General features: G+C 50.8%; 23 protein-coding genes. All 23 read left to right on the forward strand.

The features are described from left to right. The first annotated feature begins 23 nt into the window (after positions 1 to 23). The 23 genes from QNM19_RS16485 (at position 24) to QNM19_RS16595 (ending at position 18,392) form a co-directional block, all read left to right on the forward strand. Positions 24 to 269 (forward strand): hypothetical protein, encoded by a 246-nt coding sequence (locus tag QNM19_RS16485; RefSeq protein WP_049866412.1) that lies wholly within the window; start codon positions 24 to 26, stop codon positions 267 to 269. 130 nt (positions 270 to 399) lie between these two features. Further along, positions 400 to 1,221 carry a baseplate assembly protein gene (locus QNM19_RS16490; protein ID WP_049866411.1) on the forward strand — a complete coding sequence of 274 codons (822 nt, stop codon included), beginning with the start codon at positions 400 to 402 and terminating at the stop codon, positions 1,219 to 1,221. Between the two features lie 9 nt (positions 1,222 to 1,230). After that, positions 1,231 to 2,145: a phage tail protein I gene (locus QNM19_RS16495; RefSeq protein WP_049866410.1), complete on the forward strand. Its 915-nt coding sequence runs from the start codon at positions 1,231 to 1,233 to the stop codon at positions 2,143 to 2,145. 14 nt (positions 2,146 to 2,159) lie between these two features. Continuing rightward, positions 2,160 to 2,717 (forward strand): phage tail-collar fiber domain-containing protein, encoded by a 558-nt coding sequence (locus tag QNM19_RS16500; protein ID WP_284026941.1) that lies wholly within the window; start codon positions 2,160 to 2,162, stop codon positions 2,715 to 2,717. A gap of 33 nt (positions 2,718 to 2,750) precedes the next feature. Further along, positions 2,751 to 3,023, forward strand: coding sequence for a hypothetical protein (locus QNM19_RS16505; RefSeq protein WP_284026942.1), 273 nt, complete (start codon positions 2,751 to 2,753; stop codon positions 3,021 to 3,023). 34 nt (positions 3,024 to 3,057) lie between these two features. Beyond that, complete coding sequence (locus tag QNM19_RS16510; protein ID WP_284026943.1) at positions 3,058 to 3,666, forward strand: hypothetical protein; 609 nt, start codon at positions 3,058 to 3,060, stop codon at positions 3,664 to 3,666. A 9-nt stretch (positions 3,667 to 3,675) separates the two neighbouring features. Next, positions 3,676 to 4,041, forward strand: coding sequence for a hypothetical protein (locus tag QNM19_RS16515; protein ID WP_284026944.1), 366 nt, complete (start codon positions 3,676 to 3,678; stop codon positions 4,039 to 4,041). A gap of 72 nt (positions 4,042 to 4,113) precedes the next feature. Then, positions 4,114 to 5,103, forward strand: coding sequence for a baseplate assembly protein (locus QNM19_RS16520; protein ID WP_284026945.1), 990 nt, complete (start codon positions 4,114 to 4,116; stop codon positions 5,101 to 5,103). Next, a complete protein-coding gene (locus QNM19_RS16525) occupies positions 5,096 to 5,818 on the forward strand; it encodes a phage tail protein I (protein ID WP_284026946.1) in 723 nt (240 codons plus the stop codon). Before QNM19_RS16520 ends, QNM19_RS16525 begins: the two co-directional genes overlap by 8 nt. Positions 5,819 to 5,825: 7 nt before the next feature. Next, entirely contained in the window at positions 5,826 to 6,383 is a 558-nt protein-coding gene (locus QNM19_RS16530) for a phage tail-collar fiber domain-containing protein (protein ID WP_284026947.1), read from the forward strand. Further along, positions 6,380 to 7,177 (forward strand): hypothetical protein, encoded by a 798-nt coding sequence (locus tag QNM19_RS16535; RefSeq protein ID WP_284026948.1) that lies wholly within the window; start codon positions 6,380 to 6,382, stop codon positions 7,175 to 7,177. Before QNM19_RS16530 ends, QNM19_RS16535 begins: the two co-directional genes overlap by 4 nt. 2 nt (positions 7,178 to 7,179) lie before the next feature. Continuing rightward, positions 7,180 to 7,623, forward strand: a complete 444-nt coding sequence (locus tag QNM19_RS16540) for a hypothetical protein (protein ID WP_284026949.1) — start codon at positions 7,180 to 7,182, stop codon at positions 7,621 to 7,623. Positions 7,624 to 7,703: 80 nt separating this feature from the next. Continuing rightward, positions 7,704 to 8,540: a baseplate assembly protein gene (locus QNM19_RS16545; protein ID WP_049864664.1), complete on the forward strand. Its 837-nt coding sequence runs from the start codon at positions 7,704 to 7,706 to the stop codon at positions 8,538 to 8,540. Next, positions 8,525 to 9,376, forward strand: coding sequence for a phage tail protein (locus QNM19_RS16550; protein WP_049864663.1), 852 nt, complete (start codon positions 8,525 to 8,527; stop codon positions 9,374 to 9,376). Before QNM19_RS16545 ends, QNM19_RS16550 begins: the two co-directional genes overlap by 16 nt. Positions 9,377 to 9,396: 20 nt before the next feature. Beyond that, the gene (locus QNM19_RS16555) at positions 9,397 to 9,876 is read left to right on the forward strand and encodes a hypothetical protein (protein ID WP_049864662.1); all 480 of its coding nucleotides are present in this window, start codon (positions 9,397 to 9,399) and stop codon (positions 9,874 to 9,876) included. 8 nt (positions 9,877 to 9,884) lie between these two features. After that, positions 9,885 to 11,861, forward strand: a complete 1,977-nt coding sequence (locus QNM19_RS16560) for a DUF4815 domain-containing protein (RefSeq protein ID WP_049864661.1) — start codon at positions 9,885 to 9,887, stop codon at positions 11,859 to 11,861. After that, positions 11,861 to 13,048 (forward strand): hypothetical protein, encoded by a 1,188-nt coding sequence (locus tag QNM19_RS16565; protein WP_049864660.1) that lies wholly within the window; start codon positions 11,861 to 11,863, stop codon positions 13,046 to 13,048. Before QNM19_RS16560 ends, QNM19_RS16565 begins: the two co-directional genes overlap by 1 nt. A 9-nt stretch (positions 13,049 to 13,057) precedes the next feature. Then, positions 13,058 to 13,276 (forward strand): hypothetical protein, encoded by a 219-nt coding sequence (locus tag QNM19_RS16570; protein ID WP_049864659.1) that lies wholly within the window; start codon positions 13,058 to 13,060, stop codon positions 13,274 to 13,276. 45 nt (positions 13,277 to 13,321) lie between these two features. After that, positions 13,322 to 14,803: a hypothetical protein gene (locus QNM19_RS16575; RefSeq protein WP_049864658.1), complete on the forward strand. Its 1,482-nt coding sequence runs from the start codon at positions 13,322 to 13,324 to the stop codon at positions 14,801 to 14,803. A 9-nt stretch (positions 14,804 to 14,812) separates the two neighbouring features. Then, positions 14,813 to 15,238 (forward strand): hypothetical protein, encoded by a 426-nt coding sequence (locus tag QNM19_RS16580; RefSeq protein WP_049864657.1) that lies wholly within the window; start codon positions 14,813 to 14,815, stop codon positions 15,236 to 15,238. Positions 15,239 to 15,833: 595 nt separating this feature from the next. After that, complete coding sequence (locus QNM19_RS16585) at positions 15,834 to 16,715, forward strand: baseplate assembly protein (RefSeq protein ID WP_049864656.1); 882 nt, start codon at positions 15,834 to 15,836, stop codon at positions 16,713 to 16,715. Next, positions 16,708 to 17,835, forward strand: coding sequence for a phage tail protein I (locus tag QNM19_RS16590; RefSeq protein WP_284026950.1), 1,128 nt, complete (start codon positions 16,708 to 16,710; stop codon positions 17,833 to 17,835). Before QNM19_RS16585 ends, QNM19_RS16590 begins: the two co-directional genes overlap by 8 nt. Beyond that, complete coding sequence (locus QNM19_RS16595) at positions 17,835 to 18,392, forward strand: phage tail protein (protein WP_284026951.1); 558 nt, start codon at positions 17,835 to 17,837, stop codon at positions 18,390 to 18,392. The genes QNM19_RS16590 and QNM19_RS16595 overlap by 1 nt, the downstream gene beginning before the upstream one ends. Position 18,393: the final 1 nt, after the last annotated feature.

Consider the following 18,393-nt stretch of genomic DNA (forward strand, 5'->3'; position numbering starts at 1 on the left):
ATGAATGAGGAGGTGGCCAAACCATGCAAGCCGACCAATGGCAAATGAAAAAGGAGCTGAATCTGGCTCATATCCTGACCACCATTGCACTGTTGGTGTCAGGCATTTTATATCTCAATGATCTGGACAAGCGGATCACCACGAATTCGCAGGAGCTTGCACATCTTAAGCAGATCCGCAAAGAGGACCAGAAGCGCATTGAAAAGCGCCTTGACTCAATAGATAAAAAGCTCGACGCATTGTTGAGTGCTAAGCGCAACAGCGGTTAGCCAACAGGACGGTCGATACAGACACGCGTATCGTGAAGTGCCGTCACCGCATCTCTAAACACTTACTGAAACTGAATCTTCCTGAACTGCGCTGTTCGGGCCGGACAGTTTTTGCCTGAGGAATTGACCTATGAATACCGCGATAGATCTGTCACGTCTTGCACCACCAGCGGTGATAGAAACACTGAACTACGAAGAGATCCGCGCTGAGCTAGTCGAGGCGATGTCGGAACGTTTACCTGGACATAGCTTTTTGGCGTCTGATCCTGCCATCAAAGTGCTGGAGGTTGCTGCCTATCGAGAATTGCTCCTGAGACAAAGGGTGAACGACGCTGCACAAGCGGTGATGCTGGCCTTCGCCTCAGGCAGTAATCTTGATCATCTCGGTGGATTGTTTGGTGTTACACGGGCTGACGCAGAAGATGATGAGCGTTATCGGGCACGTATTCCGCTTTCTTTAGAAAGCCACAGTATGGCAGGTACCACAGGCGCTTATCAGTTTCAGTCTCTGCTCGCGGACGCTCGGGTACGAGATGTTCATGTTGCATCAAGCACACCCGGCGTGGTTGAAGTAACAGTACTTACCGACTTAGGTGCTGATCTGGTAGCGGTACAAAGTGCAGTGGCAGACCATCTGAATCATGAGGATGTTCGGCCATTGACGGATCAGGTTCAGGTATCGGCCACAAGGCCAACCAGTGTGCCCGTTGAAGCCCACGTTTACCTTAACCCGGGTGTGAATGAGTTGCAGGTCAGACTGGCAATAGATACTGCGCTGGATGCTTTTAACCAGGCGCATACCCGGTTGGGTAAAGAGATCCCGCACTCCGCAATTATCGATCTGTTACATCAGGGCGGGGTGCGCAAAATCAAATTATTGTCACCTTCGGATGACATTACGCCCGAAGAAACGCAGGCCGTGAGTTTGTCGTTGCAATTGACTTTTTTCTAGGAGGTCTTCGTGACAGTCAGTACTGATTTACTGCCGCCGGGGGCCTCGGAGTTAGAACGCAGCCTGAGTGCGGTAACACACTATGCTGAGCGGGGCGTCGCACCTGAGCACGTGGCCAAACTCTGGGATCCGCAAACGTGTCCGGAGTCTCTGCTGCCCTGGCTGGCCTGGGCCCTGTCGGTGGATGAATGGGATGAAAACTGGCCAAGCGAGGCCAAACGGGCGTTGATCGCTCGCTCAGTTCCGATCCACAAACACAAGGGAACCGTCGGCTCAGTGAAACGCGCATTGTCTTCACTGGGTCTGGAACTGGAGTTTTTTGAGTGGTTTGAAGATACCGATGATGTTTATCTGGCACCTTACTTAAGCAAAGAACCACATACCTTCGTTTTTATTGCTTGGGCTAATGCGCTGCCCTACACCAGTCGGGCCGTCAAGCTGGATCAAAACCTTTACGATGCTATCCACCGGGTGACAAACCAGACTAAGCCACAAAAGGCGCACTTTGATTTCCTGGTGGGGATGAAAATGGCGAGCGCTGCGGCGGTGGGGGCGATCGTCCATCCGATCACACACAAGCGCTTATATGGTGCGGTTGAGCCCTGTATTGGCGACAAAGCCAAGCAGCGTGACAGCCAGGTGAGTTTGTCTGTGGCTGCCTCTCTATCCGATAAGCGTTATCAGGTGCTCAGACACCGTGCTGGAGTAGATAAACTGCGTCACCGGATCTCGCAGTGCGGCTTACGTCAGGCGTTTTGCATGACACATCGACCTGTGCAGGTTGTTCGTTTCAGAGGTCTGTCGAACCAGCGTATTCCCGATGAATTTATTAACAGTGTCAGTTGCGCCGCGCCGGTGATGCATATCAGTCGCCGTCGGGTGAGTGCCGTGCGTTGCTACGGCACACTTGGCGCACTTGCATAAAGGAGTTTCTAACTATGAGTATTTTACTACAGCCCGTGATCACTTCTGCGGGCTTGTCGGCGCTGTTCAGAGCGCAACAGGGCGGCTTCAAAGCCAAAATCAGTAAAGTGGGCCTGGGCAGCGGCAGTTATCAGCCCCATGAGGGGATCACTCGCCTGCAGGATGAGAAGTACAAACTGGAACTGGCCAGTGCCAAAACACTCGCCGATGGCAAACAGCTACACCTGACGGTGCGTGATGCTGAGCCGATAGCGGGAGAAGGCTTTTTCGTCAATGAAATTGGTTTTTACACCGAAGAAGAAGTCGATGGACAAATACAGCATGTGTTGTTCGCCGTGTATTCTTCCCCAACCGAGTCAATCGCTTATAAATCCAATGACGTTGAGTTGCTACTGGCGTTTGACCTGACCCTGACAGGCGTGCCATCAGACTCAATCACCGTGATCGATCAGGGGGTTGAGCTCAATATTTTGGTGGCCCCTGAGCTGGCCAAAATGGGCTCGGCACAAATCGGCAATATGCAGCGACATTTGAAACTCAAGTTTGCACTGATGGACAACGGGGGGCTTTAGGCACCAGGACAGAATAAACAAGGAGGCACTAAGATGACGCAATACAGCACGGCTCCTGAGCGGGCACAACAACTGGCCGAAGAGGCCATAAAATTACTCAAACAAGCCAAAGCACTGCAACATCAGGCGCACGTTGATGCCGCCCGTGTGCAGGCTTATCAACAGCACAGTGACGGCTTCGCATTTCAGTTTCTGGCGGCGTGTGCTGAGTATGGTGAACACAGCCCGCAGGCTGGCAAGGCCCGTGAACACTGGCTGGGCGCACGTAACGCCATTAAAGCACAGTTTCCAAGAACTTCAATTTAGATACTTTTTAACTCAAATTTAAACGGAGAAATATATGGCATTAGAACACGATATTGCCAGCCTGGTTGAAGCCTCAGAAGCCCTGACCAGCACGGTAGACAACAAAATTCAGAGTATTGATAGCACCGTCAGCAGCAAAATGACGGAAGTGAATAGCTTTGTTGCACATCAAAAGGCTATAGTTGATAGTGCGTTAGATGATTTATCAGTCATTGGTGATGGAAACCCGGGGACTCGATCCCTGAACATTGCGAAGCTGTATGCAGGAGGGAACGGCGGGGTTAGCAATGTACATTTTAAGCTGCCATTTAATGTCAATGAGCATAGTGAAATGTTCCATCTCACAGTTACGGGATATGCCTATGGTGAAAGTAAAGTGGTTGACGCCACTTTCGTTGGCTACTGTTATGCAACGGATAAAAACGTGCGAAATATAGAGTGTATAGGTTCACATGCTCCTACTCTTTACAGAGGTAGTGATGGTTATGCCTATTGTCGGTTGTCATTTGAGAATATTTACCACCTGACGTTGACAGTCGATACGATGAGAGTTGGCAATGGCCGCTTACTGAAGAAAGGCGATGTGGAAGTGATCGTTTCAGCACAAGACGACGCTTCTTTACCAGAAGCAGAACAAGCTTAAGAGGGACGTATGGATAATTCTATTGCAAATCTTGGTTCTCCAGAACAACAGCAGCAAATACTGGAAGCTCAAAAGCGTAACCAGTTACGTAACCAAATTAACTACCATATTGCTGACACTGGCACATTGGTCGGTACTGCTACCGATATTTCGCATATTTTATTGAATGAATTGAGTGGTTTTGTCAATAAACTTGCTGTCGCGGAAAACCTGGACGAGGTTAAAGCGTCAGTGGCCTCAATGAAAGCTGCAATTGGCGACATTGAAGGCCAGGTGGCAACGGGAGAGCTGACTTTTCCATATCAAAGCAAAGGGTTGGACACTGTAAAACTGGAGATCATTGAACGCGCCAATGGCGTTAACAACCTGCTGTAATTCTCGCCAGCCCGCTGCATTCTTGCGCTGCCCTCTACTTTAATTTCCAAACTTGTAATATCAGGAGCTGCTATGTCTCTGACCAATTTTAGTGCCATAGATATGGCACGCCTACCTACGCCAAAGCTGATAGAGCCGCTGAGCTTTGATGAGATAAAAGCTGCTATTGTGGCGAATTTTTCTCAGCGCTATGACGGGGAAGGGCTGGATTATGCCAGTGACCCCGCCATTAAGCTCATAGAGGCCTTTGCCTATCGGGAAATGCTGTTGCGGCAGCGCATTAATGAGGCGGCCGAAGTTGTCTTACTGGCCAAAGCCAGCAGCAGTGAGCTGGATTATCTGGGGGCACGGTTTGGTGTTGAACGTGCCGTGATTTCACCGGGTAGTGACACTGTGATCCCCCCGTTGCCAGCGCAGTATGAAAGTGATGAGCGCTATCGTGAACGCATTCGCCTGGCACTGGAAGGGTTCAGTACCGCAGGGCCCGCAGGCGCTTATGTGTTTCATGCTATGAAAGCCTCATCGAAGGTACGGGATGTGTATGTATCCGCACCCGAATTCGAGCGCGCAACTGTGACTGGTGGCAGCGCGACAAGCGCATTTTTACTGAACTGTACATCAAATGCGGGATTGAGCGAGCCGATGCCGGGTGATGTGGCAGTGACCATCCTCAGTGAAGAGGGCTCGGGCCTGGCATCAGACACTTTACTGAATACAGTCCAGACGTATCTCAACCAGGATGAGATACGTCCACTGACGGACAGAGTCAGGGTGATACCCGCATCTATCCGCAGTTTTACCATCAATGCTCGCTTGTACTTATATCCAGGGATGGACAGCGATGCCATTAAGCAGCTGGCCATAAAAACCACCTCAGATTGGCTTAATGAGCACCGCAAACTCGGCCATGATATTTCTTTATCAGCTCTGTATGCGGTATTACATCGTGAGGGGGTGCAGCGGGTTGAGCTACTCGAACCACAGTGGGACATTACGGTGGGCCAGGATGAAGCCGCATACTGTACTTCGATAGCAGTCGACATTGGAGGCGAGCATGTCTGAGTCACTGTTGCCCTGTCAGGCGAGTCAGTTTGAGCGTGCGCTGGATAATGCAGCAAGCCGCATTGCACAGCTGCCTGTATCACTTTCGCAACTGTGGGATCCGTGGCGCTGTCCGGCACATTTTCTCCCCTGGCTGGCTGATGGCTTAAGCGTGGACAGCTGGGACAGTCTCTGGCCCGAGCAGGTTCAGCGTCAGGTGATTGCCGACAGTGTGTCGAATCACAGAATTAAAGGCACCGTCGGGGCAATCAGGCAGTCTCTGCACAGCCTGAATGCCAGCGTGGAACTGACCGAGTGGTGGCAAACCGGTGGTGCACCTCATAGCGCGGAGTTACTGGCACTGGCCCATGAAAACCTGGATCCGCAAGGCAGCACATTACTGACCCCTAAACTTCAGGCACAGCTGTGGCAAAGCGTGGCTGCGACTAAGCCATGCCGCAGCCAGATCCAATTTAGTGTCGGGGTGATGTTGCAGAACAATCTGGCTATGGCCGCGGGCTCGGATGCTGTCAGTGCTCAGACTGGTCGATGGCATCAACACTACGATTTTACTTTTTCACCTTCATCAACATACCTGTCAGGGGCTGCACAGTCTTTGTCGGTGTCTACGCCCTGTCTGCGTCAGTCCGCACACATGCAACTGAATAGTGGGGTGTGGGCGGCTGGCGGCATGGTAATTACGCAGCTGCAACAGGTCGCGATGACAACCGTTTAGGCAAGCTATGAGTATCTATACACCAATTATTACCCAGGCGGGGATCAACGCCGCCGTGAATGCACAGACCCATGGCATTCAATTAGAGATCGGGCGCATCGGCGTCGGTGACAAAGGCTATGTGCCCAATCGCACCCAGACGCGCCTGAAAAATGAACGCAACAATGTCCCGGTCAGTGATGGCCGGGTGGTGGGCGATGGCCAGTTTCATTTGTCCGGTATATTTACCGACGACACACAATATGCCGTCCGTGAAGTGGGCTTTTATCTGAATGATCATTCCGATGATGCACAGAAAACCCTGTTTGCCATCTGGTCGCACCCGGAGCATGTACTGTTTTATCAGACTCCGGTTGCCCGCGTGGTACAGGGCTTTGACCTGACATTAACGGCGGTGCCGTATGAGCATCTGACTGTGAATACCAGCGGGGATCTGAACCTTTTTTACACCCCTGAGTTCGTTGCTATGACTGAGGCACAAACCAATATGGCGATTGCTCATATCAAAGCGAACAAAAGAGAAATAAAACTGAACCGAAGATTTTTGAAATTAGGAGAAAAATGATGGCTTCACTAGAGCAGTCGATTCTTGAATTACAACAAACAAACGCCGCGCTCGTTAATGCCAGTGGTGCGTTAACCAGCGAAGTGACTGATGTGATTGAGGTAATAGATCAGCACGTAGAAACCGCGATTTCGCAAATTGAAACCCAACAGGCAGCTGCCAATGCGAAATTTGATGAATGGCTGAATACCCGGCATGTGGGATTTGGATTGGTTGATACCTTAATGGACCACAGCCAACCCTATATCACTTTGCCGCCCAGGTTTGCAACGCTCGAAGAGGCGGAAGCATTTCAGTTTTCTTCTGCGTTTGATTATGCACCAACGACTCAAATCGATGCAGATAACAGCGTATCACATTATGTTGATCTGAATGCGAAATTGCCAGGCGGCACAAATTATTACTCTGAGCCGTACCCAACTCAATTCACTAAAAAAGTGTCGGTTTATGCCAGTATTTCTGTTGGTGATAATCCTCACCCCGCTGTTAAGCCTGTTGCGCGTTTGGCGGTGTTGATGAATCGCCATGGTGCGGTGTCAAGTTGGATAAACAGCTCTGATAGTGATTTTAGCAAGCCAAGAACGCTGCTTTACGATGAATCTAAAGCCAATATGGAAATTAAGGGGCATAGCTGGGGGGTCACCAATTACGATGACTTGATTGCCTTGGCTGAGAATGAACCAAACTCCATGGGACATGGTTTTTCTGCCATTCGGATCATTAACTTAGGCCCTGAGCCAATTTACATCAAAGGTTTGTGGATTATCCACCATGGCCACAATAAGGAAGCATAAAAATGAAATTAGTTAATTTATCTACAGGTATGGTTGAGTATGACGGTCCGGTTGAATCTTTCCTGGGTATCGACGCTTATCGCGCGGCTGGGTCAGACGCAGAGTTTCAACTGGTATTTACTGAGGCAGAAAAAAGAAACTCTCTGCGTTCAGAGATAAGCCGGCATGTTGGGGACTTTCAGACACTATTGGGAACGACTGCTGATGCATCACAAGTTTTGTTATATGAAGTGGCGAAACTATGTACATTGCTTAGTGAAGCGGAGAGTCTGGAGGATGTTCGCCGGGCAGCGATACCAATTAACCAGTTACTAGGTTCTTTAGTAACCGATATCGACAACGGCTCTGTCAGGTTTCCTTATCAGCATAAGGGCACTGAGCTGGTTATCAATGAAATAAAATCGCGCGCTACAGCGGTAACAGATGTGTTGATTGCATCTCAGTAATCAATAAAAAGTGGCCATTACCGGCGCGTTGCTATCTTTGACTGGTTTCCCCATACACCAGTACTCTTTTGAGGCCTTCCATGACCGACCTTTTCGATTTTACGGCGCTCCCTGCGCCCGATATTTTAGAATCTATTGAATTTGAAGACATTTATCAGGCGCGGGTGGCGCGGTTTAAAGCCCTTGCGCCGCAGTATGCAGACGCATTGGCCCTGCAAAGCGATCCGTTATCGGTGTGCTTACAGGTCGAAAGTTACCGCGAACTGTTATTACGACAGCGTATTAATGAAGCTGTACAGTCCAACTTGCTGGCAACAGCGCAGGATGCTGATCTGGACCAGCTTGGGCTGTTTTACGGTGTCCTGCGGGCAGCCAGTGAAGCAGACAGCGGGTTCCGTCAACGGATCCGGCAAAAGACCTTGGCATCCAGTACGGCGGGCAGTAAAGATCATTACCGCAATGCGGCACTGACCGCCGCGCCCAGTGCGATCCGTGATGTGGAAGTAGACAGTCCCGAGTCCGGTAAGGTACGTGTGGCGGTGCTATTTCATGCGGATCAGGATCCGACAGCGGCATTACAGCAAGTACGCAGCTATGTACTCAGTGATGAAGTCAAAGTATTGACCGATACAGTGGACGTAGAGCTGGCAGAGGCCATTGAGGTGGATGTCCACGCTGATATTTACCTCAATTCAAATACGCCTTTACGGGTGTTTGAACAGCTGGAAGCCAAGTTGCGTGCTGCATGGCAGACAGAGCTGTCGCTGGGCACGGTGATGACACCCAGTTGGCTCAGTGCTCAGTTACATGTTGCAGGCGTCAAGCATGTTGAAATCCATACCCCTACTTCTTTGGTCGAAGTGGCGGCAAATCAATATGTTCAGCTGAAGCAGGTAAGTTTATGTCTGAAAACTTAACCCCGAATACACCTTTAGTACCACCCAATCACACTCCACTACAACGGGCGTTAGATCAGCACGGGCAGCTTACTCAAACACTGGAAGCAAGTATTTCGTTGCTGAGGGGCTTTAAGTCTCACCCCAACCCTAACTTGTTGCCCTGGCTGGTTTGGGAATATGGTTTGGATCCTTTGGAGCCGTATCTGGACAACCTGGATCAGGTGTTGCTGCAGGGGCTGAGCTGGCAGCGGATCCGAGGTACGCGGGCGAGTCTGGCGATGGCTGTCGGCTGGCTCGGGGAACCCTTATTGCACATTGAGGAGTCGGGATCACCTCGGCACTTTTATCGTTATCAGTTGCATCTTGATAGTGTACCAGGTGAGTGGCAACTCAATCGGCTGGCACAGCTGAGTGAGCTAAGTGCACCGGCCCGCAGCGAGCTGGTCCGGATCACTTATCAGCTTGATATTCGCGAACTAGCGCTTTCGTCGGGACAGTTCGGCGACTTGCTCAGTGATCAGTCTGGTTTTCGTTATACCTTGCAAGATGGCAAGCAAGTGAGGCTGTCTCGCCAGCGTACGCACCGCGGACGAACGGAACTGTCTGCGCAGAGCGGGAGCGAGGTGTTGCGCAAGCGAGGCCAACTGTGGGGTCAGGTCCACAATCACCGTCTGGGTACGCTGGTGCTCAGTGAACCGTCTGCAAGCCACCTTCAGTCTGGTATTTCGCATCAACGTGCCATTGCCAGTCATATCCCAACCCAACCCGGACTCTGGCAAGCAAGCTGGTCAATAGTGAGTTGGTCTGACAGTCAGACACCTCAGCTTGTGCAGTGCCATTACTCACTTACTTAACCACTAAACAAGGAGTTACATTGTCTATTTTCACCTTTAACGGGCGGACCCTGCTTGCGCGCAGTGTGGCCCAAACCTCTCTTTATCTGGCCTGGGGCCGCGGTGATGGCAACTGGCAAACGCCCCCATCTGAACCCATCAGTGCCACGCAACTGGCCGATCCCTTAGGGTATCGCAAAGTGAAATTCCAGGGCTTTTGTGAGCCGGATGAGCAAGGCGATATCGATGTGCAGGGGGCGCGTTATCGCCACAGCGCTGAGCCTACGCGTCATGTTTATTGTCAGTTTGTTTTTGATTTTGAAGATGCGCAGGGCGAAACCATTCGTGAACTGGGGATTTTTTCAGGCACAACCTTCACAGCCGATGTGGCAGCGGGACAGGTCTATGTACCGCCAGAGCAAGTCGTATCAACGGGGACTTTGTTGTTATTGGATCACCGGGCGCCTTTGGTCAGAGAGCCAGGCGTTCGGGAAAGTTTTGAATTTGTGATGAGTTTTTAGGAGAGCCCATGCTACAGGATTATTATCACAATTATGATAAAGCCAATGGCTATGAGCGGCTGCTGTTTCGTTCCGGGCGTGGTTTGCAAAGCCGGGAACTGAACGATTTACAATCGCAGGTTCGGCACCAGGTTAAAGGGATTGCCGACGTCTTGCTCAAAGATGGTGATTTGGTGTCCGGCGATGATGTCGTGATAGACGCTGTGTCGGGAGAGGTTCAGCTGAGCACAGCCCAGGTATATCTGGACGGTCATATCAGGGACATACCTGCAGCCACATTTACTATTGCGCTGCAAGGTGGTGTGGACATTGGAGTCTGGCTCACCCACAGCGTTGTAACTGAAACTGAAGATCCTTCGCTTAGAGATCCGGCCGTCAATGCCCTCAATTATGATGAGCCCGGCGCTGCCAGATTGCAGCAGCATTGTCAGTGGGGACTGAGAGAGGACGCGCTGGCCGAGGACAATGCGTTTTATCCTGTACACCGCATTGAAGATGGTGTGCTGATCATCAAGCAAGCACCGCCTCAGCTGGATGCGGTGACTCAGGCATTGGCCCGTTATGACCGCGAAGCCAACGGCGGCAGCTATGTCGTTGAAGGGATGGCGCTGAGTTATCGTGACCGCGAAGCCGATCAGCAGGTCTTTAGCCTGCAAGAGGGGAAGGCGCATATTCAGGGATATGAAGTGGCCTTTGATACTGCGCGCAGCACTGCCTTTGACTGGGACCCGGATATTGGCACGGTCAGAGAAGAGCCCAAGGCGTTTATCAGTGTTCCGGCATCAGACGATGGCGCACGTAGTATGCGGGTTGACCTGGACTTCTTTCCGGTTAAAGCCGTAGAAGAAGTGAATGTCAGCATTGAAAAAAGCGCGATATTGACTCGGGCTCAACTGGCAGGTGGAGAGGATCTGCTTCCGGATGAGTCAGTACTGGAGATCCTGAGTGTCACGCAGGGAGAGACGACCTTTGTTGCCGGCGTTGATTTCCTCTTCTTACGGAATCACATCAGCTGGCAGCTCAGTGGTGAAGAACCAGCCCCAGGCAGCCAGTTTGAGGTGCGATACCGCTTTCGTACCCAGGTGGCGATTGAGCATGATGAATTCGGTTTTACCCTGCAAAAGCAGCAGCCACAGGGAGAGCTCGTTGAGAATGCTCTGATCACTGTGGATTATCAGTGGTATCGGCCACGCATTGATCTTGTGGTGCTGGACCGCTTTGGTCAGCTTAAGCGCATTAAAGGACAACCTGCACATCAGCTGCCCGTTGCGCCAAAAGTGCCGGCCAATCATTTGCCACTGGCGCAGGTGAGTCAGAGCTGGTTTACCGATCAGGCACCGGAGATTGAAAACCTTGCGGTCAGGGCCGTGTCTATGTCTGAGCTGGAACAAATGCAGTCTCAGATCAGTGATTTATATCAGTTGCTGGCGATTGAGCGGTTGCGTAATGATGCCAACAGTGAGGAATCCGCCAGCAAGTTCGGCGTATTTGTTGACCCTTTCATTGATGATGATATGCGTGATGCCGGCATTGAACAAACGGCAGCGATTGTCGATGGTGAGCTTATTTTACCCCTGAGTGCCGATATCGTTGAACTGCCTTTGCCAAGCGGTAATGTGCTGACCTTGCCTTATGAACTTGAAGACGTGCTGGCGCAAACTAAACAAACTGGCAGCATGAAGGTCAATCCCTATCAGGCGGTTGAACCTATTCCTGCCACGGTGCGTTTGACACCCAGTGTCGACCACTGGACCCAGACAAGCCGCAGCTGGACCAGCCCCATCACCCGACGTTTTGATATCGGCCGGGGGCTACGCAGGTTAACGCGCACACGCACCAGCACTCAGGTGCTGAGTCGCACCACGCGTCAGGCTCAATTCATGCGTTCACGTTGGGTGAACTTTACTATATCCGGATTTGGTCCGCAGGAAACCCTGGAGCGGGTGACCTTTGATGGGATCAGTGTCCAGGCTCAGGAGGTTTAATGATCCAGGCAGACAGCAACGGCCAGATACGTGGCCGATTTTTGATCCCAGGCAATGTGCCGGTAGGCAGTAAAGATGTGCGCTTCATCGGTGCGAAAGACTCGATGGGACAGGCGCGTTATACCGGCAATGCCACTATTCGTAGCGAAACGGTACGCCGTATCAATTCAATTGTGACGGTGCGTTATGACCCATTAGCGCAAACCTTCACCTTGCCAGAGCGCCGCTTTATAGCCGCCGTTGAGTTGTGGTTTAAAAAGACAGGAAAGGAAGCGGTCCGCGTGCAGATCCGCGAAACCGAACTGGGGATCCCCAACCAGACGGTGTTGGCTGAGGCCACATTAGAGCAAGGCGACATTAAACTTGGGGGTGAACCAACTTTGTTTGAATTTACCCCTGTGTCGCTTAATGCCGGTGAAGAATATGCGATAGTGGTACTCACGGATGGTGACGAGCATGAAGTGGCGATTGCAGAACTGGGTAAGTTTGACAGCGACAGTGGATGGGTAACCAGCCAGCCTTATCAGGTCGGTGTGTTGCTGTCTTCAAGTAATGCGTCAACCTGGACACCGCACCAGAACCGCGATCTGGCGTTTCGTCTTAAAGCCGCCCGCTTTACGCAAACAGAAAGTCAGGTGGCTTTGGGCGAGGTGGCGCTGGATGGTCACACAGACTTGCTTGCGCTGGCTGTCGCAGAGCGCCCGGGAAGTGACACTCAGCTACAACTTGAGTTTTCAGGCGAAAGCACAGGCACGTTCAGCTTACAGGAATTACAGTCCGTCCGGCTAGCTAACAAAGCCACAGAAACAATCAATGTCAGTGCCAGGCTGACCGGTACCGCGACCCAGTCTCCGGTATTGTTTGAAAGCGTTCAGGCTGCACTGGGCACAGTGGCGGAGCAGGCCGACTACGTGACTCGGGCTATCCCCTGTGAAGTGGATGGCAGTCTTAAAGTGAGCTTTGAAGCCCAGCTGCCGGGAGTTGCGAAAGTCACGGTACTGATTGAGCAGGGCGATAGCTGGCTTGAAGTGCCGCTGAAATCGACACAGGCCTCGGATGAAGGCTGGCAACTGTGTCATTACCAGCTGGATAGCCTGACCGAGCGCAGTGCGCGGGTAAAACTACTGCTCTCTGGCAGTCACACGGAGCGCCCCCGAGTGCGCGCTTTGCGGGCATTTTCAATCTAAGGAGGTGGTATGCACAATCCACAAACACCGCATTTTTCTCTGCCTCTGCCGCATCCGGACAATTTGTTGCAACAAGATGTATTGCGGCTGGCTAATGCCCTGACGGCAGTAGACACGCAGTTATTTCAGCAACAACACATTCAACAGCAACAGTATCTTGCGGTGCAGGAGAAGCTGCGTCGCAGCCGCCTGAACCAGCTATTAGGTGAACCCCTGCTTGCGCTGTAGTGCAGGCCCCTTCATTTACTTTCTAAATCATTCAACGAGGAATTTATGGCAAGTATACAAACTGCCGTGCAGGTCATGGTCGACAAACTGGTCGCCGACATGCAAGGCGAACAACCGCTTAGTGCCGAAGAACAGGCGCTGGTCAGTAACGCAATCACCAAACTGACCGACAACGAAAAACTGGAGCAGGCTGTTGTGGCCGTGGCTGAATCGCATATTGATGAGGCCACCACAGCATTGCAACAGGCGGCTCAGGTCGGCCAGACCAGCCTGCAACAGGCTGCACAGACACTCAATGACAATGGCACTGCGCTTGAAGTTAAAACGGCTAAGTTAGATCAGCTAGATGCAATGGCACCGAGCCTGGCTCGGGTTGAAGCTTTACAGAATCGCGCATTTAATAAGCAGGTTAGGCCGGTTTTTGGTGTCACACCAATTGATGTGGTCGCAAGTTCAGGAAACAACGCCCGGACTACCGCTGTGTTTGCTGTCTATGATAACAGTGGTGAAACATTTTTGGTCAGGCCTAGTTTCACATACAACAACAATACAGAAAGTAGCAGACTGGAATACTTGTCTCTGAATGCGGATGGATCGGGAAAGACAACAACTCATACCAGTTTTGTTTACTCTAATGCATTTGCACAAAACCCTACCAGTCAGACTTACTTGTATGGCTCCAGTGCTTATTTACCTTTGGGCAGTAAAGATAATTTCGCAGATATTGGCTATGAGGTGGTATACAGTACGCAAAGTGCTCAAGCGACAGGTGCTGCAAACTATGGTGGTGTGTATGTGCGTTCACAGGGGTATACATCACATACTCAGCCAAAACAAAATTTAAATGCACGGGATCAATATGGGGTGGCGACCAGAACCAACTATGGTGCAGATAATGTTGCGGTGCTCTACGACAACCAGAAACATTGCCTGGTGATGGTAGATGAAGGCACTTCACTGGTAATCGAAAAATACCGGGATGGCAACGTAGTTACTAATATAGCGATTGCCAATGAAGCTGAGTGGCAAGCCTATGTTGATGAAAGGGATTTTACCACCATTTGCTTTATTTACCATAATATCTCACAGCCTTACGGGATCAGGCGTTACACCTCAGGTGAGGCCAGACTAAACAGTCATTCAGCAAGTTATTATGGTTATTTTGGCGTGTTTAATGACACGGTGAAAATGGGAGGTGCCAGGTACAGTGCTCACTACCGCTTTACGGAAGAGCAGCGACTGGAACCCGTTAATTTCTTCTTTATGAGTAACTCTCAGCCGCATCGGGCATCTGATTCTAATGGTACTATGAATGGTGAAGGCGAAGTAGTCGTCGCACTGGAGAGCATAGATGGTGAGCTCTTAAGCATGTATTCCTATCGTTCTAAACCGGAAAACCTAGGCTATGATGCAGGTATAGTCGCAGGTGCAATAAACTGTATAAACCCATACAGTCATGTCGGGTTACTCAATGAATATTATATGTATAACAATCACGGGTTTGGCCGTACCTGTCGCGCATTTTAAGGAGAGATCATGAGTTGCGAATATTTTGCCGATAAAGGCATGAAAATCGAAGGAAACTACTGGCTGGTGCATCCGAACACGGGTGAAGCCTGGAATGATGAGTCTGTGGCCACCTTTATTGCCGGTTATGTGCCGCCGCACCTTAGTGAAGAAGCCATAACTTCACGCAAGACCGTGATGATCGGCGAGATCAAACGTGCTGTGTATGATTGTCTGGAAGCGCAGCTGTGGCGTGTCACCAAAGCGCATGAGCGAGTGCAGCTCGCACACCTGGGTGGCTCAGAGGTAGAAAGAACAGAGGCAAACGCTGCTTATAAGGCAGAGTTGGAAAAGCGTGAAGCGCTGCGTCAGAAAAGTGATGAGGCGGAGTTACAGGTCGCGGATCTGACATCCATCGACGCGCTGGACGCATTTTCTTTCAAAGCTGAACTGTGATACCAGGCTGTTTGCATAAAAAGGTAGGAAAAAGTTCAATCCGGTCAGAATTGACCGGTTTTCTTCCCTTTAAATCAGTAAGATACACCTAAGCTTGAGAAAGCTAAGTCAAGAGATACAGTAAGCTGTTAAAAACAGCAAGATTCCGCAAGTTAAAAACCACCGGCTCAGAATGATGAGCGGTGGTTTTTTTATGTCAGAACCTGCGGGTTTACTGTGTCGATTTTAAACCGGTCAAAGTTGACCGTTTTTAATCACTAAAAATCAGTAAGATACATCTAAGCTTGAGAAAGCTAAGTCAAGAGATACAGTAAGCTGTTAGAGAACAGCAAGATTCCGCAAGTTAAAAACCTCCAGCTCAGAATGATGAGCGGTGGTTTTTTTATGTCTGAACCTGAGAGGGTTTACTGTGTCGATTTTAAACCGGTCAAAGTTGACCGTTTTTACTCCCTTAAAATCAGTAAGATACACCTAAGCTTGAGAAAGCTAACGAAATATTAAAACGTACTTCCCGTGATAAACCCGATGCGATATTGCCTGATGCAATGCCAAGTCGGGTTTTTTTATAACTTAATTTTGTATGACAGAGGATGAGATGAGCCAATTTGCGACACCAGACCTGTCCCGGGTGCCTTTACCTGAGCTGCTACAGGATGTGGACTTTGAGCAACAGTTTAAGGAAATCAAACAGCGTTTTTTAGCTGCTCATCCTCAATATGGCGATGCGTTGGCGCTTGAAAGTGACCCGTTGACCGCCCTGTTGCAAACGCTGGCCTATCAGCAAGTCTTGCACACTCAACAGTCAAATGATGCGGTTCGGGGTGTGATGCTGGCAACGGCCAGTGGTGCAGATCTGGATGCCATCGCTTCGCGTTATAACCTTTTGCGTGGCGACGCTGAGAGTGACAGCCGGTTTCGCCAGCGCATTCAGCTGGCCTTTGATGGTTTGAATACCGCAGGCAGTGCCTCGGCTTACATCTTTCATACTTTGTCGCTCGATACGCGCATTCGTGATGTCACCGTGTCCAGCCCGACGCCCTGTGACATTGCCCTGACCATTCTCAGCACTGAAGGAGATGGCACGCCATCTCAGGCATTGCTTGAAAAAGTAGGTAAACACTTTGCTGCCCAGGGATGGGAGCACCAGGGAGTGTCACAAGTTAGACCTTTGGGCGATCGGGTCACCGTCCACGCCGCTGAAATTGTGCCTTTTACCGTTATGGCGGAGCTGGTGGTATTACCAGGGCCGTCTGCTAACGCAATCCGTCAGGCTGCTGAGGCCGCATTACAAGGTTATCTGGTGAGCCGTCAGGCGCTTGGGAAAAAAGTGACCCGAGCCGGATTGTTTGCTGCATTGCATCGCGAAGGGGTAGAGGAGGTGAATTTGCTGTCTCCTGCAAGCAATGTATCCGTCACGGGTGTGCAGTCAGCCCGGTGCGAACACGCACAGGTGACTGTGGTGGTGAAAGATGAATGATTTATTACCAGGTAGCGCATCAGCGCTGAGCCGTGCCCTTGCCCAACAAATGACAAAACCAGGCAAAGTAAGGGCACTACTGCTGGATACACTGGATATCAGTAACAGAACCCAGGCTGAACGACAGCGCCTTGCAACGCAGTGGCAGCTGGATGCGATGACCGACAGTGCTTTTTTTGCTGCGGATATCAATCAGCTGCTCACTGTGGTTTGGGATAGCACTCTTTGTCCGGTGACAAAGCTCACTGAACTTGCCCGGGCACTTAACATGCCTAATCTGGAGGATGTTTCGGATGAACAGGCCCTGCGTCGAAGTGTGCAGGATGCTTGTATTTTGCTGGATATTCGTTTGCTGTTACGCGCATTGTGGGATCCGATGCTTTGCCCGACGCCGTTATTGCCCTGGCTGGCATGGTCTATGTCTGTGGATGAGTGGGACGAAGCCTGGTCAGAAACACTCAAGCGCCAGGTGATCCGCGATGCGTTTACAGTCCATCAATATAAAGGTACGCCCTACGCGCTGCAAAAAGCACTCGACAGTTTAAACATTGCTACTGAGATCAGGGAATGGTGGCAGTCCGAAGGAGCGGACATCCCCTCAGAAGACGCCATGCCGCCCGGCACGATTAAAGTGTGGGCTTTGGTGAATCAGAATTTGGATGACCATCAGCAAGGACTGCTGACCCCCCAGATGTTGAAGAAAATCCGCAGGGTGATCAACGCGGTTAAGCGTGGCGCCATACATGTCGATTTACAGCTGGGCATTACACTGAGCGAGTCTTTGGCGCCTGTTGGGGCTGTGCAAGTGCCGCTCAACTTGATTGGTCATGCAGCAACAGGCTTGGGCATTACGCCGGATCCGACACTGGGCTCAGTGGCAACCACTGCGGCAGGACACTTGCTCAATTGTCAGCGCTGGCGTGTACAAGGTGAAGGTCTTACGCCAGACCAAACTGAAGGTGGGATCACATCCTGTGCACTGCTTCACTCATTGAACAGCACTGATATTACGGCTGAAAGTTCGGGTATAACACCGGACCCGACGGCCTGCGAGTTAGCGCTGTTTGCAGGGTTTCAAGCTCTGAATATTCAATCTTTTCATTTACAAGGAGTGACTTAATGTCAGCATTAACCTTGCAATTTACTCAGGTGGGGCTGGACGCGCTGTTGTCCGCACGGTCCAGAGGTTTTAAAGGTCAGATCAGCCATATGGCCTTTGGGGACGCAAGCTACACCCCGTCAAAAAATCAAACCACATTGCGCGCTCAAAAAGAGCTGGTGGAAATTGCCGACTCGGACTACACCGATGGTGAAAGTAGCAGTCTGAAAGTGGCGGCCAAATTCGAGGCACCCCTTGAATACGCAATTGGTGAAATTGGCGTATTTCTGGATTCCGGCGAAAAGCTGGCAAACGGTCAGCCCAAACTGATTTTACTGGGGGTGTATTCTAAACCCAACACTACGCTGGGGTACCGAACGCCAGATGTTAAGGTATTGCAGTGGCTGACCCTAAGCCTGACGCAATTGCCCTCAAACAGTGTTGAGGTGAAACTCGGCGTTGAAAATCTCAACCTGATCCTCGATAACGAACTGGCTGAATTAACCCTGGCTCAGATCGATACCATGCATCGTCAGATTAAACAAGAATGGCGCTTAGTGGCGCTGGAGCAGGCGTAAA

The sequence above is a fragment of the Pseudoalteromonas ardens genome, assembly GCF_030125445.1.
Taxonomy (GTDB): Bacteria; Pseudomonadota; Gammaproteobacteria; order Enterobacterales; family Alteromonadaceae; genus Pseudoalteromonas; species Pseudoalteromonas ardens.